This window comes from Cobetia sp. PDI-12MA, from assembly GCF_059507695.1.
Window position 1 is genome coordinate 3,843,380 of record NZ_CM183351.1, and the last position, 15,322, is coordinate 3,858,701.

At 58.4% G+C, this 15,322-nt stretch carries 19 protein-coding genes; all 19 read right to left on the reverse strand.

Annotated features, from left to right (window positions below):
• Positions 1-6: 6 nt before the first annotated feature.
• Positions 7-546 carry a 50S ribosomal protein L5 gene (rplE, locus tag AC5WNI_RS16270; protein ID WP_043334844.1) on the reverse strand — a complete coding sequence of 180 codons (540 nt, stop codon included), beginning with the start codon at positions 544-546 and terminating at the stop codon, positions 7-9.
• Positions 547-563: 17 nt separating this feature from the next.
• Positions 564-881, reverse strand: coding sequence for a 50S ribosomal protein L24 (gene rplX, locus AC5WNI_RS16275; RefSeq protein WP_043334846.1), 318 nt, complete (start codon positions 879-881; stop codon positions 564-566).
• A 15-nt stretch (positions 882-896) separates the two neighbouring features.
• The gene (rplN, locus tag AC5WNI_RS16280) at positions 897-1,268 is read right to left on the reverse strand and encodes a 50S ribosomal protein L14 (RefSeq protein WP_043334850.1); all 372 of its coding nucleotides are present in this window, start codon (positions 1,266-1,268) and stop codon (positions 897-899) included.
• 50 nt (positions 1,269-1,318) lie between these two features.
• Positions 1,319-1,579 carry a 30S ribosomal protein S17 gene (gene rpsQ, locus AC5WNI_RS16285; RefSeq protein ID WP_043334852.1) on the reverse strand — a complete coding sequence of 87 codons (261 nt, stop codon included), beginning with the start codon at positions 1,577-1,579 and terminating at the stop codon, positions 1,319-1,321.
• Position 1,580: 1 nt separating this feature from the next.
• Entirely contained in the window at positions 1,581-1,772 is a 192-nt protein-coding gene (gene rpmC, locus AC5WNI_RS16290) for a 50S ribosomal protein L29 (RefSeq protein ID WP_024950659.1), read from the reverse strand.
• Entirely contained in the window at positions 1,772-2,185 is a 414-nt protein-coding gene (gene rplP / locus AC5WNI_RS16295; RefSeq protein ID WP_043334854.1) for a 50S ribosomal protein L16, read from the reverse strand. The genes rpmC and rplP overlap by 1 nt, the downstream gene beginning before the upstream one ends.
• Before the next feature lie 11 nt (positions 2,186-2,196).
• Entirely contained in the window at positions 2,197-2,889 is a 693-nt protein-coding gene (gene rpsC, locus AC5WNI_RS16300; RefSeq protein ID WP_043334856.1) for a 30S ribosomal protein S3, read from the reverse strand.
• A 10-nt stretch (positions 2,890-2,899) separates the two neighbouring features.
• On the reverse strand, positions 2,900-3,232 hold the full coding sequence (gene rplV, locus AC5WNI_RS16305; protein ID WP_043334859.1) for a 50S ribosomal protein L22: 333 nt from the start codon (positions 3,230-3,232) through the stop codon (positions 2,900-2,902).
• A gap of 19 nt (positions 3,233-3,251) precedes the next feature.
• On the reverse strand, positions 3,252-3,527 hold the full coding sequence (gene rpsS / locus AC5WNI_RS16310; protein WP_024950655.1) for a 30S ribosomal protein S19: 276 nt from the start codon (positions 3,525-3,527) through the stop codon (positions 3,252-3,254).
• Positions 3,528-3,549: 22 nt separating this feature from the next.
• Entirely contained in the window at positions 3,550-4,377 is an 828-nt protein-coding gene (rplB, locus tag AC5WNI_RS16315) for a 50S ribosomal protein L2 (protein WP_043334862.1), read from the reverse strand.
• Between the two features lie 16 nt (positions 4,378-4,393).
• A complete protein-coding gene (gene rplW / locus AC5WNI_RS16320; protein WP_043334865.1) occupies positions 4,394-4,690 on the reverse strand; it encodes a 50S ribosomal protein L23 in 297 nt (98 codons plus the stop codon).
• Complete coding sequence (rplD, locus tag AC5WNI_RS16325) at positions 4,687-5,292, reverse strand: 50S ribosomal protein L4 (protein ID WP_054556901.1); 606 nt, start codon at positions 5,290-5,292, stop codon at positions 4,687-4,689. The genes rplW and rplD overlap by 4 nt, the downstream gene beginning before the upstream one ends.
• Positions 5,293-5,305: 13 nt before the next feature.
• Positions 5,306-5,944 carry a 50S ribosomal protein L3 gene (rplC, locus tag AC5WNI_RS16330; protein ID WP_024950651.1) on the reverse strand — a complete coding sequence of 213 codons (639 nt, stop codon included), beginning with the start codon at positions 5,942-5,944 and terminating at the stop codon, positions 5,306-5,308.
• Positions 5,945-6,090: 146 nt separating this feature from the next.
• Positions 6,091-6,402, reverse strand: a complete 312-nt coding sequence (rpsJ, locus tag AC5WNI_RS16335; protein WP_024950650.1) for a 30S ribosomal protein S10 — start codon at positions 6,400-6,402, stop codon at positions 6,091-6,093.
• Positions 6,403-6,549: 147 nt separating this feature from the next.
• A complete protein-coding gene (gene tuf / locus AC5WNI_RS16340) occupies positions 6,550-7,743 on the reverse strand; it encodes an elongation factor Tu (RefSeq protein ID WP_065392570.1) in 1,194 nt (397 codons plus the stop codon).
• Positions 7,744-7,772: 29 nt separating this feature from the next.
• On the reverse strand, positions 7,773-9,890 hold the full coding sequence (gene fusA, locus AC5WNI_RS16345) for an elongation factor G (protein ID WP_175090309.1): 2,118 nt from the start codon (positions 9,888-9,890) through the stop codon (positions 7,773-7,775).
• 18 nt (positions 9,891-9,908) lie between these two features.
• On the reverse strand, positions 9,909-10,379 hold the full coding sequence (gene rpsG / locus AC5WNI_RS16350; protein WP_043334878.1) for a 30S ribosomal protein S7: 471 nt from the start codon (positions 10,377-10,379) through the stop codon (positions 9,909-9,911).
• Positions 10,380-10,480: 101 nt separating this feature from the next.
• A complete protein-coding gene (gene rpsL / locus AC5WNI_RS16355; protein WP_043334880.1) occupies positions 10,481-10,855 on the reverse strand; it encodes a 30S ribosomal protein S12 in 375 nt (124 codons plus the stop codon).
• Between the two features lie 137 nt (positions 10,856-10,992).
• A complete protein-coding gene (gene rpoC, locus AC5WNI_RS16360) occupies positions 10,993-15,234 on the reverse strand; it encodes a DNA-directed RNA polymerase subunit beta' (RefSeq protein WP_175090308.1) in 4,242 nt (1,413 codons plus the stop codon).
• Between the last annotated feature and the right edge of the window lie 88 nt (positions 15,235-15,322).

Sequence of the window (15,322 nt, forward strand, 5' to 3'; positions counted from 1 at the left end):
CCACCCTTATTTCTTGAACGGGAAGTTCAGCGCGCCCAGCAACGCACGACCTTCATCATCGGTGTTGGCGCTAGTGGTGATGGTGATGTCCAGGCCACGAATCCGGTCGATCTTATCATACTCGATCTCCGGGAAGATGATCTGCTCACGCACACCCATGGAGTAGTTTCCACGGCCATCGAAGGACTTCGGGTTCAGACCACGGAAGTCACGAACGCGCGGGATAGCCACGTTCACGAGACGGTCCAGGAAGTCCCACATACGATCGCTGCGCAGGGTCACCTTAACACCGATCGGCCATCCTTCGCGGACCTTGAAGCCAGCGATGGACTTGCGTGCCTTGGTGACGATGGGCTTCTGACCAGAAAGCATCTGGAGATCGGCAAACGCGTTGTCGATCAGCTTCTTGTCAGCGGTGGCTTCACCGATACCCATGTTCAGGGTCACCTTGGTGATGCGGGGAACCTGCATCACATTGGCGTAGCCGAACTGCTCTTTGAGCTGGGCGGCCACTTCGTTCTGATAACGTTCTTTCAAGTTCGCCATGTTGTACCCGACTCGCGTTAGGCGTCGATCAGCTTCTGAGTCGACTTAAAGATGCGTACCTTAGTACCGTCTTCCTGTACCTGGATTCCGACACGATCCGCCTTGCCGGTCTCCTGGTTGAAGATGGCCACGTTGGACGCGTGAATCGGAGCCTCGCGCTCGACGATACCCCCCTGGGTGCCCAGCATCGGGTTGGGCTTGGTGTGACGCTTGATCATATTCACACCGGACACGAGCAGACGCTCACCTTTCAGCACCTTGCTGATGGTACCGCGCTTGCCCTTGTCCTTCCCGGCGATGACGATGACTTCATCGTCACGTTTGATCTTTTGCATATCCGCTTCCGCTCCTTACAGCACTTCGGGCGCCAGGGAAATGATCTTCATGAACTTCTCACTGCGAAGTTCACGGGTAACCGGGCCGAAGATACGGGTACCGATCGGCTGTTCGTTGGTGTTGTTCAACAGAACGGCCGCATTACCGTCGAAGCGGATCACGGAACCGTCATTACGACGGACACCGGCTTTGGTACGAACGACCACTGCCTTCATGACCTGGCCTTTCTTGACCTTGCCACGCGGGATAGCTTCTTTGACGGTGACCTTGATGATGTCTCCAACACGAGCGTAACGGCGGTGTGAACCACCCAGCACCTTGATGCATTGCACCCGGCGCGCGCCACTGTTGTCGGCGACATCCAGCATTGTCTGAGTCTGAATCATCGGTTTTCTCCAAACCTAATCTGACTGCCTGGTGGGAACTGGCCTAGGGATTAACCCTTGGCCTGTTCAACCACCTCGACCAGGGTCCAGGCTTTCTTCTTGGACAGCGGACGAGTCTCGGCGATAGAGACGGTGTCACCGATCCGAGCCTGATTCGCCTCATCATGGGCGTGCAGCTTGGTGGAGCGTCTCAGGTACTTGCCATAGATCGGGTGACGCTCACGGCGCTCGACCATGACAACGATGGATTTTTCCATCTTGTCACTCACCACCTTGCCAGTGAGTGTGCGTGCTTTAGTTTCTTCGGCCATTTTACTCACCTGACTTCTGGTTGAGCACAGTCTTAACCTGAGCAATTTGGCGACGAGTCTGCTTGAGCAGGTGAACCTGGCTCAGCTGGCCTGTTGCCTTCTGCATGCGCAGATTGAATTGCTCACGCAGCAGTTCGAACAACTGCTCCTGGAGCGCCTCGACTGACTTTTCACGGAGTTCTTGGGCTTTCATCACATCACCGTCCGCTTAACAAAGGTGGTGGAGATCGGCATCTTCATAGCGGCCAGGCTAAATGCTTCACGGGCCAGCTCTTCGGATACACCTTCGATCTCGTAGAGGACCTTGCCGGGCTGGATCTGAGCGACCCAGTACTCGACAGAACCCTTACCTTTACCCATACGAACTTCCAACGGCTTGTTGGAGATCGGCTTGTCTGGGAAGACACGGATCCAGATCTTGCCGCCACGCTTGACGTGACGGGTAATGGCACGACGGCCAGCTTCGATCTGACGAGCGGTGATACGACCACGGCCGGTGGCTTTCAGGCCAAACTCACCAAAGCTTACCTTGCTTCCGCGATGCGCCAGGCCACGGTTGCGACCTTTCTGCATCTTGCGGAATTTCATACGCTTGGGCTGTAACATCGATTACCCCCTTACTTGCCTTTCTTCTTGGGTGCGGACGCGGGCTGCTTCGCCTTGGCTCGCACCTCTTCGATGCCACCGAGGATCTCGCCTTTGAAGATCCAGACCTTGACACCAATGATGCCGTAGGTGGTGTGAGCTTCGAAGGTGGAGTAATCAATGTCAGCACGCAGGGTGTGAAGCGGAACGCGGCCTTCGCGGTACCATTCGGTACGGGCGATTTCGGCACCGCCGAGACGACCAGAGAGCTGAATCTTGATGCCCTTGGCGCCCAGACGCATTGCGTTCTGCACAGCACGCTTCATCGCACGACGGAACATGACACGACGCTCGAGCTGACCTGCCACATTGGCAGCAACCAGCTTGGCATCGAGTTCCGGCTTGCGAATCTCCTCGATGTTGATGTGGACGGGAACGCCCATCATCTCGGAAACTTCACGACGAAGGCGATCGACATCTTCACCCTTCTTACCGATCACGATACCCGGACGGGCGGTGTGAATGGTAATACGGGCGTTGTTTGCCGGACGCTCGATGCTGATGCGGCTCACGGAAGCGCTTTTCAGACGCTCTTCCAGGAATCCACGCACCTGCAGATCGTTGTTCAGTTTGTCGGCATAGGTAGCGCCTTCGGCGTACCAGACAGAGGTATGATCCTTGACAATACCCAGTCGGAAACCTGTCGGATTAACTTTCTGACCCATTGGTCGTCTCCTACTTCTCGGCTACCTTGACGGTGATATGACAAGTGCGCTTCAAGATACGATCCGCACGGCCTTTGGCACGTGGCTGGATGCGCTTGAGCGTCATGCCCTCGTCGACACAGATAGTCGAGACGCGAAGCTCGTCAATGTCCATGCCGTTGTTTTCTTCCGCATTCGCGATCGCGGACTGCAGAACCTTGCGAACAATCTTCGCGGCCTTCTTCGGTGAGAAAGCGAGCAGATTCAGCGCCTCGGCGACCGGCTTACCGCGCACCTGGTCAGCCACCAAACGGGCCTTCTGGGCGGATAAACGAGCGCCGCGCAGCTTAGCAGCTACTTCCATCTCTTAAATCCTCTCTGGCTTACCGTTTGGCTTTTTTATCTGCAGCGTGCCCGCGGTATGTGCGGGTGGCAGCAAACTCGCCGAGCTTGTGACCGACCATTTCCTCAGAAACGAGAACCGGGACATGCTGGCGACCGTTATGGACGGCAATGGTGAGCCCGACCATGTTCGGCAGGATCATGGAACGACGCGACCAGGTCTTGATCGGTTTGCGGTCGTTCTTTTCCACTGCTGTCTCAACCTTCTTCAGCAGATGAAGGTCAATAAAAGGACCTTTCTTCAGTGAACGTGGCACAGCCGTTACCCCTCAATATCTGTTACTTGGCCTTGCGGCGACGGACGATAAGCTTATCGGTGCGCTTGTTCTTGCGAGTCTTGTGACCCTTGGTCGGGACGCCCCACGGGCTGACCGGGTGACGGCCACCAGAGGTACGACCTTCACCACCACCATGCGGGTGATCGACCGGGTTCATCGCGACACCGCGAACAGTCGGGCGCACGCCTCTCCAACGCTTAGCACCGGCCTTGCCCAGTTGACGGAGGCTGTGCTCGGAGTTGCCCACTTCGCCGAGAGTTGCACGGCATTCGGACAGCACCTTACGCATCTCGCCAGAGCGCAGACGCAGCGTGGTGTAGTTACCGTCACGTGCCACGACCTGGGCACTGGTACCTGCACTACGAGCGATCTGGGCGCCCTTGCCTGGCTTCAGCTCTACACAGTGAACGGTGGAACCCACCGGGACATTGCGCAGCGGCAGAGCGTTGCCTTTCTTGATCGGTGCGTTAACACCAGACTCGAGACGATCGCCAGCAGAGACACCTTTCGGTGCAATGATGTAGCGACGTTCGCCGTCAAGGTACTTCACCAGCGCGATGTTCGCGCTACGGTTCGGATCGTACTCCAGACGCTCAACGATGGCCGGAATGCCATCCTTGTTGCGCTTGAAATCAACCAGACGGTAATGGTGACGATGACCACCGCCGATGTGGCGAGTAGTGATGCGACCATTATTGTTACGACCACCGGACTTTGACTGCTTTTCAAGCAGCGGAGCGTACGCGCGACCTTTGAAAAGTTCGTCATTGACGACCTTTACCAGGTGGCGGCGACCGGCGGAGGTAGGTTTTGTCTTAACAATTGCCATGTTCCGTACTCCTGCCTTACTCGGCGCCAGAGAAGTCTTCGATGGTCTCGCCGGCGGCCAGAGTTACATAGGCCTTGCGATAACCAGCGCGACGACCAACACCGCGAGCGGTGCGCTTGGTCTTGCCTTTCATGTTCAGAACCTGGACACGATCGACTTTCTTGCCAAACAGCGCTTCGACGGCTTTCTTGATTTCGGGCTTTGTCGCGTCGCTGGCAACCTTGAACACGTACTGGTTGTTCTCGGCAGCGACCGCGGCCTTCTCGGTCATGTGAGGACCAAGCAGGACCTTGAATACGCGTTCCTGATTCATCCCAGGTTCTCCTCGAACTTGCGCAGGGCAGCGACAGTCATCAGCACCTTGTCGTAACCGACGAGGCTGACCGGGTCAGCGCCAGCGACATTGACGACGTCAACATACGGGATGTTGCGCGCGGCCAGGTACAGGTTGACGTCCTGCTCTTCAGTGACGATCAGCGCTTTCTCAAGGCCCAGTTCCTGGAGCTTGGCGATCAGCAGCTTGGTCTTCGGAGCTTCGACGCTGATAGCGTCGACCGCGACCAGGCGATCCTGACGGACCAGCTCGGACAGGATGGAACGCATGGCAGCGCGATACATCTTGCGGTTGACCTTGTGCGAATGGTCCTGAGGACGCGCTGCAAAGGTCACACCGCCAGAACGCCACAGCGGGGAACGGATGGTACCGGCACGTGCACGACCAGTACCTTTCTGACGCCACGGCTTCTTGCCACCGCCGGACACGTCAGAACGGGTCTTCTGAGCCACGGTACCTTGACGTGCACCAGCCAGATAGGCGGTGACGACCTGGTGAACCAGAGCCTCGTTGAAGTCCTTACCAAAGGTGGCATCGGAGACGTCTACTGCGCCGCCTGCACCTGCAAGATTAAGATTCATCGGTTAATTCCCCTCAGCGAGCTTTCACAGCGGAACGCACGATCACTTCGCCGCCCGGAGCACCTGGAACGGCACCCTTGACCAGCAGAAGATTGCGTTCAGCGTCGACGCGGACCACTTCCAGGCTCTGGACGGTGGAACGGACGTTGCCCATCTGGCCAGCCATCTTCTTACCTTTGAAGACGCGGCCCGGGGTCTGACAGTTACCGATGGAACCCGGCGCGCGGTGCGACAGTGAGTTACCGTGGGTAGCGTCTTGGGTGCGGAAGTTCCAGCGCTTAACTGCGCCCTGGAAACCTTTACCCTTGGAGGTGCCGGTCACATCAATCTTTTGACCAGCTTCAAAGAGGGATACGGTGAGTTCGCCGCCCACTGCAGGAGCTTCGTCGCCTTCGTTCAGGCGGAATTCCATCAGGGTACGGCCAGCCTCTACACCCGCCTTGGCATACTGACCAGCAGTTGCCTTGGTGAGGTGCTTGGCTTTACGAGAGCCAGTTGTCACCTGAATAGCATTGTAGCCGTCAGTCTCGAGAGACTTGATGGTCACGATGCGGTTCGGCTCAACTTCAATCACGGTAACCGGCACAGAGGCGCCAGCTTCGGTGAAGACACGGGTCATCCCGGCCTTCTTACCGACTAAACCGATAGACATGTTCAGTCTCCTTTAGTGTACGGGGCTGTCACCCGCTATGGCTGCCCTTTCCAGAGCATTCCACTAGCACATTGTATGACGCCATCCCGGCGTGGCGGCTGCTGCTCTATCAGTGAGAGCGCTGGGCCGCAGTGACTAGTGAGGTATCAGTCAACCTTGATCTGGACGTCCACACCGGCAGCCAGGTCAAGCTTCATCAGCGCGTCGACAGTCTTCTCTGTCGGCTCGACGATATCGAGAACGCGCTTGTGGGTACGAATCTCATACTGGTCACGCGCGTCCTTGTTGACGTGCGGAGAGACCAGGATGGTGTAACGCTCGCGACGGGTCGGCAGCGGGATCGGGCCACGAACCTGAGCACCGGTACGCTTTGCAGTTTCAACGATCTCTGCAGAGGACTGGTCGATCAGACGGTGGTCGAATGCTTTCAACCGGATGCGAATCTTCTGGTTTTGCATTGCCCAAAACTCCAATGGATGTCGACGGCGTAGGCCGTCACCCACGCATTCAAAGGATGCGCATTATAGGCAGACTGACATCAGGTGTCAAACATGCGAGAAAAGGGGGCCCATCAGGGCCCCCTTCTGTGTCAGGTAAGGAGAACCTTACTCGACGATTTTGGCCACGACGCCAGCGCCGACGGTACGACCGCCTTCACGGATAGCGAAACGCAGACCATCTTCCATGGCGATCGGAGCGATCAGAGACACGACCATCTGGACGTTGTCGCCCGGCATGACCATCTCGACGCCTTCCGGCAGCTCACAGGTACCAGTGATGTCAGTGGTACGGAAGTAGAACTGCGGACGATAGCCTTTGAAGAACGGAGTGTGACGACCGCCTTCTTCCTTGGACAGGACGTAGACTTCGGCTTCGAACTTGGTGTGCGGCTTGATGGAGCCCGGCTTGGCCAGAACCTGGCCACGCTCGACATCATCACGCTTGGTGCCGCGCAGCAGGGCGCCGACGTTTTCGCCAGCACGACCTTCGTCCAGCAGCTTGCGGAACATCTCGACACCGGTAACGGTAGTCTTGGTGGTGTCACGCACGCCGATGATCTCGATCTCTTCGCCAGTCTTGACCAGACCACGCTCGATACGGCCAGTGACGACGGTACCGCGGCCAGAGATGGAGAAGACGTCTTCGATCGGCATCAGGAACGGCTGGTCGATAGCACGCTCCGGCTCCGGGATGTACGCATCCAGGGCCTTGATCAGGTTGGCAACGGCGGTAGTACCCATGCCGTTGTCGTCCTTGCCTTCCAGAGCCATCAGGGCGGAACCGATGACGATCGGAGTGTCGTCGCCCGGGAAGTCGTACTCGCTCAGGAGTTCACGAACTTCCATCTCGACCAGCTCGAGCAGTTCTTCGTCATCGACCATGTCAGCCTTGTTCAGGAAGACAACGATGAACGGAACGCCGACCTGACGGGACAGCAGGATGTGCTCGCGAGTCTGCGGCATGGGGCCGTCAGCAGCGGAGCAGACCAGGATAGCGCCGTCCATCTGGGCAGCACCGGTGATCATGTTCTTGACGTAGTCGGCGTGACCCGGGCAGTCGACGTGCGCGTAGTGACGCACTTCGGACTGGTATTCCACGTGAGCGGTGGAGATGGTGATACCACGCTCGCGCTCTTCCGGGGCATTATCGATGGAGTCAAACGCACGCGCGTCACCACCGAAGACTTCTGCAGAGACGCGAGTCAGAGCCGCAGTCAGAGTGGTCTTGCCGTGATCGACGTGACCAATGGTGCCGACGTTGACGTGCGGCTTCGAACGCTCAAATTTTTCCTTAGCCACTGCTATAACCTCTTTCGTTAGCTAATCGGTTACTTCTGATTGATGACGGCTTCGACGATGCTGTTCGGTGCTTCGTCGTATTTCGCAAACTCCATGGAGTAGCTTGCGCGGCCCTGGGTCTGTGAGCGCAGGTCGGTCGCATAACCGAACATCTCACCCAGCGGCACCAGTGCATTGATGATCTTGCCAGTGGAAGAATCATCCATGCCCTGAACGAGGCCACGACGACGGTTCAGGTCGCCCATGACGTCACCCATGAAATCTTCAGGCGTGACGACTTCGACTTTCATGAGCGGCTCAAGCAGCACTGCACCCGCTTTCGGGGCACCGGCCTTGATCGCCATGGAAGAGGCGACCTTGAACGCAGTCTCGTTGGAGTCGACGTCGTGGTAGGAACCATCGAACAGCGTGACCTTGACGTCGATCATCGGATAACCGGCGATGACACCATTCTTGAGCTGCTCAGCGGCGCCCTTCTCGACGGCCGGCACGTATTCCTTCGGAACCGCACCACCGACGATCTCGGACTCGAACTTGAAGGTCATTTCTTCGTCGTCGCCCTTGTCCTCTGCAGTGAGAGGCTCAATGCGAAGCCAGACGTGACCGAACTGACCACGACCGCCGGACTGACGAACGAACTTGCCTTCCTGCTCGACCTTGGTACGGATGGTCTCACGGTAAGCCACCTGCGGCTTGCCGATGTTCGCCTCGACATTGAACTCGCGACGCATGCGGTCGACGAGGATGTCCAGGTGAAGCTCACCCATACCGGAGATGATGGTCTGACCGGACTCTTCGTCGGTCTCGACGCGGAAGGACGGATCTTCCTGGGCCAGCTTGCCCAGTGCAACACCCATCTTTTCCTGGTCGGCCTTGGACTTCGGCTCGACGGCAACGGAGATGACCGGCTCAGGGAATTCCATGCGCTCAAGCACGATCTTGTGGTCCGGGTCACACAGGGTGTCACCGGTGGTCACGTCTTTCAGACCGATACATGCGGCGATATCGCCAGCATAGACTTCCTTGATCTCCTCACGAGAGTTGGAGTGCATCTGGACGATACGACCGACACGCTCCTTCTTGCTCTTGACGGAGTTGAAGACGCCATCACCCGACTTCAGCACGCCTGAGTAGACGCGAATGAAGGTCAGGGTACCAACGAACGGATCGGTCGCGATCTTGAACGCCAGCGCCGCGAACGGAGCCTTGTCGTCAGCTTCGCGGGTCTCGATGGTACCGTCCTTGTCGTCAAGCTCACCCTCGATGGCCTTGACTTCAAGCGGAGACGGCATGTATTCGATGACCGCATCCAGAACCGCCTGGACACCCTTGTTCTTGAAGGCAGAACCACAGGTCACGAGGCAGATTTCGTTGGCCAGGGTACGCTGACGCAGCGCAGCCTTGACTTCTTCCTCGGACAGCTCGCCTTCTTCAAGGTACTTGTCCATCAGTTCTTCGGACGATTCAGCAGCAGACTCGAGCATGTGTTCACGCCACTCGGCAGCTGTCTCTTGCAGCTCGGCCGGAATGTCGATCAGCTCGTAGTTCATGCCGTGGTTGTCTTCGTCCCAGACAATGGCCTTCATCTTGATCAGATCGATGACGCCCTTGAACTCGTCTTCCGCACCCCAGTTGATCTGGATCGGGACGGCGTTCGCGCCCAGGCGCTTGCGCACCTGATCGACGACCATGAAGAAGTCCGCGCCAGCGCGGTCCATCTTGTTGACGAAGATCATGCGCGGAACTTCGTAACGGTTGGCCTGACGCCAGACAGTCTCTGTCTGCGGCTGGACACCGGAAGAACCACACAGCACCACGACCGCGCCATCGAGAACACGCAGTGAACGCTCGACTTCAACAGTGAAGTCAACGTGCCCCGGAGTATCGATGATGTTGATACGGTGCTCGTCGAACTGCTTGTTCATGCCCTGCCAGAAGCAGGTGGTCGCCGCAGAGGTGATCGTGATGCCACGTTCCTGTTCCTGCTCCATCCAGTCCATGGTGGCAGCACCATCGTGGACTTCGCCGACCTTGTGAGACAGGCCGGTATAGAACAGGACGCGCTCGGTAGTGGTAGTCTTACCGGCGTCGACGTGGGCACAGATACCGATGTTGCGGTAACGCTTAAGTGGAGTCTTGCGTGCCACGGTGAGTATCCCCGTTGTTTAGAAGCGGTAGTGGGAGAAGGCCTTGTTGGCTTCTGCCATGCGGTGCACGTCTTCACGCTTCTTCACAGCAGAACCCTTGCCTTCAGCGGCATCCAGGATCTCGCCAGAGAGGCGCTGCACCATGGTCTTTTCGCCACGCTTGCGCGCAGCGTCCACCAGCCAACGCATGGCCAGTGCCTGACGACGGGAAGGACGAACTTCAACCGGCACCTGGTAGGTTGCACCACCAACACGACGGGACTTCACTTCGACCATCGGCTGGATGGCTTCCAGCGCCTTGTCGAAGAGGTCCAGCGGCTCGTCATTGGAGCGTTCGGCAACACGATCGAGAGCACCGTAAACGATGCGCTCAGCTGCAGACTTCTTGCCGCTGATCATCAGATGGTTCATGAACTTGGCCAGGCGCTCGCTTCCGAACTTCGGATCCGGCAGGATTTCGCGCTTAGCTGCTACACGTCTTCTAGGCATGATAAGCCCTCAGTAGAAGGGTCCTTCAGGTAAACCCGGGACGCCTCGCGTTGGACGCGACGCCCGACCTTACTCTTATCAGACCGATGTTAAACTTTGAATTACGCCTTCGGACGCTTGGCGCCGTACTTGGAACGGCCCTGCTTACGGTTCTGCACGCCAGAGGTATCCAGTGCACCACGAACGGTGTGGTAACGGACACCCGGCAAATCCTTCACACGACCGCCACGGATCAGAACAACAGAGTGCTCCTGAAGGTTGTGACCTTCACCGCCGATGTATGAAGTGACTTCGAAGCCGTTGGTCAGGCGAACACGGCAAACCTTACGGAGTGCGGAGTTCGGCTTCTTCGGGGTAGTAGTGTATACACGGGTACACACGCCACGCTTCTGCGGACATGCCTGCAGCGCAGGGACGTCGCTCTTGGACGCCTGACGCTTGCGCGGCTTGCGCACGAGCTGGTTAACGGTTGCCATTTGCTTGCTCCAATGGGTTGTACTGCCTTCCAACAACAGGGCAGGATGCACCTGCCCTACTGTTAAAGGCTGCATATTCTAGGGCTTGGGCCACAAGGGCGTCAACCCCGCCGTCAGAGACGGCGGGGCGCAAGACCTCAGAGGTCGTCGTCGTCCGCGTCGAGGGCAGTGAGCTGTGCGCCCAATTCCTGCTCGACGTCCTGTGCCGACGGGGCCGGTGCGAGCGGCAGGCCATCGCGACGGCGACGACGCTCGTCATGATAGGCCAGGCCAGTACCCGCCGGAATCAGGCGACCGACAACGACATTCTCCTTCAGACCACGGAGATAATCGCGCTTGCCGGTGACAGATGCCTCGGTCAGAACTCGCGTGGTTTCCTGGAAGGACGCCGCGGAGATGAACGATTCAGTTGCCAGGCTCGCCTTGGTGATACCGAGCAGGATGCGATCGAACTTGGCCGGGAACTTGCCGTCGGCCTCGAGACGCATGTTTTCTTCGACGACGCGGGCGTATTCCACCTGGTCGCCTGTGATGAAGGTGGAATCGCCGGAATCGGTGATTTCGACCTTGCGCAGCATCTGACGCACGATGACTTCGATGTGCTTGTCGTTGATGCCGACACCCTGGAGGCGATAGACCTCCTGGACTTCGGTGGTGATGTACTTGGTCATTTCCGCAACACCGAGCAGACGCAGGATATCGTGCGGGTTGCTCGGGCCATCGGAGATGACTTCACCCTTCTCGACCGTTTCACCTTCGAAGACGCTGATCTGGCGCCACTTCGGGATCAACAGCTCGAACGGATCACCTTCCACCGGTGTGATGGTCAGACGACGCTTGCCTTTGGTTTCCTTGCCGAAGGTCACGGTACCGGAGATCTCGGCCAGGATGGCCGGCTCTTTCGGGCGACGCGCCTCGAACAGGTCAGCAACACGCGGCAGACCACCGGTGATGTCCTTGTTACCGGACGCCTCCATCGGGATACGTGCGATGACGTCACCCACGCCGACGGCCGCGCCATTCTCGGCGGATACCACGGCATTGCCCGGCAGCAGGTACTGGACCGGCGTGTTGGAGCCCGGCAGTGTCACATGCTTGCCACTGGAATCCACCAGCATGATCATCGGACGCTTGTCACGTGCCGCGGACGGACGCGAGGCGCTCTCGATGACTTCGATGGAGGACAGGCCTGTCATCTCGTCGGTGGTACGGTTGATGGTCTGACCATCTTCCATGTCAGTGAACTGCACCTGACCCGCCACTTCGGCAACGATCGGGTGAGTGTGCGGGTCCCACTTGGCGACGGCCTGACCGGACTCGACCTTGTCACCATCACGCACGGACAGCTCGGCACCGTAAGGCAGCTTGTAGAACTCGCGCTCACGGCCATGATCATCCGCGACAGCCAGCGCACTGGAACGCGAGACGACGATCAGCTTGCCATCGGCACGCTCGACCGACTTGATGTTGTGCAGACGCACACTGCCGCCATGCTTGACCTGAACACTGTCCACGGCAGAGGCACGCGAGGCGGCACCACCGATGTGGAAGGTACGCATGGTCAGCTGGGTACCCGGCTCACCGATGGACTGTGCCGCGATGACACCGATGGCCTCACCGACGTTCACCTGATGACCACGTGCCAGATCACGGCCATAACAGGCCGAGCAGACACCGTGCACGGTTTCACAGGCGATGGTGGTACGCACGACGATCTCATCGACACCCATGGTATCAAGCTGTGCACACCAGGCTTCGTCGAGCAGCGTGCCGCGTGCGATCAGGACCTCATCAGAGACCGGATCCACCACGTCCTGCGCCACGACACGACCCAGCACACGCTGGGATAGCGGGACGATGATGTCGCCACCCTCGATGACCGGGTGCAGGATCAGCCCTTCCTGAGTACCGCAATCCGCTTCGGTGATGACCAGATCCTGGGCAACATCGACCAGACGACGGGTCAGGTAACCGGAGTTGGCGGTTTTCAGTGCCGTATCCGCCAGACCCTTACGGGCACCGTGGGTAGAGATGAAGTACTGGAGTACGTTCAGACCTTCACGGAAGTTGGCGGTGATCGGCGTCTCGATGATCGAGCCATCCGGCTTGGCCATCAGGCCACGCATACCAGCCAGCTGACGAATCTGTGCGGCGGAACCACGCGCACCGGAGTCGGCCATGATGAAGACGCTGTTGAAGGAGTCCTGCTCCATCGGCTTGCCGTCTTCGTCATTGACCACTTCGCCTTTCCAGTTGACGACGGTCTCTTTCGAGATACCTGCCATCATCTCCTTGGCGACACGGTCGTTGGCACGCGCCCAGATATCGATGACCTTGTTGTACTTCTCACCCGCGGTCACGAGACCGGAGGAGAACTGGTCTTCGATCTCTTTCACTTCGTCTTCAGCCGCGTCGATGATGACCTTCTTCGCGTCCGGAATGACGAAGTCGTTGACGCCGATGGAGGCGCCGGACCAGGTCGCGAGACGGAAGCCGGTATACATCAGTTGGTCAGCGAAGATGACGGTGTCCTTCAGACCGACACGACGGTACGCCTCGTTGATCAGACCGGAGATGGCTTTCTTCTTCATCACCTGGTTGATCAGCTCGAACGGCATGCCCTTCGGCAGAATGCGGAACAGCAGTGCGCGACCGATGGTAGTGTCGTGCAGGGACGTCTTCTCGTACAGCTCGCCGGACTCTTCATCCTTGAGTGTCTCGGTCAGACGGACCTTGACCATCGCGTGCAGGTGAGCGCTGTGCGTGCCGAAGGCACGCTCGACTTCACCCAGATTCGCGAAGGCCATGCCCTCACCCTTGGCACCGATCTTCTCGCGGGTCATGTAGTACAGACCCAGCACGACGTCCTGGGACGGCACGATGATCGGCTCGCCGTTGGCCGGCGACAGCACGTTGTTGGTCGACATCATCAACGCACGCGCTTCCAGCTGGGCTTCCAGCGTCAGCGGTACATGGACAGCCATCTGATCACCGTCAAAGTCGGCGTTGTACGCAGCGCAGACCAGCGGGTGCAGCTGGATGGCCTTGCCTTCGATCAGCAGCGGCTCGAACGCCTGGATACCCAGACGGTGCAGAGTCGGGGCACGGTTCAACAGCACCGGATGCTCGCGGATGACGTCGGCGAGGAAATCCCAGACTTCCGGGGCTTCGCGCTCGACCATCTTCTTGGCGGCCTTGATGGTGCTGGCGTGACCGGAGGCCTGCAGCTTGGCGTAGATGAACGGCTTGAACAGCTCAAGCGCCATCTTCTTCGGCAGACCACACTGGTGCAGACGCAGGGTCGGGCCGACGGTGATGACGGAACGACCGGAGTAGTCGACACGCTTGCCCAGCAGGTTCTGACGGAAACGACCCTGCTTGCCCTTGATCATGTCGGCCAGCGACTTCAGCGGACGCTTGTTGGAACCGGTGATGGCGCGACCGCGACGACCGTTGTCGAGCAGTGCATCCACGGATTCCTGCAGCATGCGCTTCTCGTTGCGCACGATGATGTCCGGCGCATTGAGGTCGAGCAGACGCTTGAGGCGATTGTTGCGGTTGATCACACGACGATACAGATCGTTCAGATCCGAGGTCGCGAAGCGGCCGCCGTCCAGCGGTACCAGCGGACGCAGGTCCGGCGGCAGCACTGGCAGCACTTCCATGATCATCCAGCCCGGCTTGTTGCCGGAATAATAGAAGGCTTCCAGCAGCTTGAGGCGCTTGGACAGCTTCTTGATCTTGGTCTCGGAGTTGGTCTGCGGAATCTCTTCACGCAGGCGCTCGACCTCTTCTTCCAGCTCGATGTCCTCGAGCAGCGCCTTGATGGCCTCGGCACCCATGCGGGCGTCGAAATCATCACCGAATTCTTCCAGCGCTTCGAAGTACTGCTCATCGTTGAGCAGATGCCCCTTCTCGAGGGTCGTCATGCCCGGGTCGATGACCACGAAGCTTTCGAAGTACAGCACGCGCTCGATATCACGCAGAGTCATGTCGAGCAGCATGCCGATACGGGACGGCAGAGACTTCAGGAACCAGATATGCGCGACCGGGCTCGCCAGTTCGATGTGAGCCATACGCTCACGACGCACTGCCGCCTTGGTCACTTCAACGCCACACTTCTCACAGATGATGCCGCGATGCTTCATCCGCTTGTACTTGCCACACAGGCACTCGTAGTCCTTCACCGGGCCAAAGATCTTGGCACAGAAAAGACCATCACGTTCCGGCTTGAATGTCCGGTAGTTGATGGTTTCAGGCTTCTTCACTTCACCAAAAGACCACGAGCGAATCATGTCCGGAGACGCCAGGGTAATCTTGATGGCGTCGAATTCTTCGGACTGCGCCTGCGATTTGAGAACTTTCACCAAATCTTTCATGGGTCGCTCCGTTGCGGAGTTGTCATGGGCAAAGCCTGGCTGCTGACACCAGGCTTTGCGGACCGTCAATACTTGTGGCTTTTCGGCG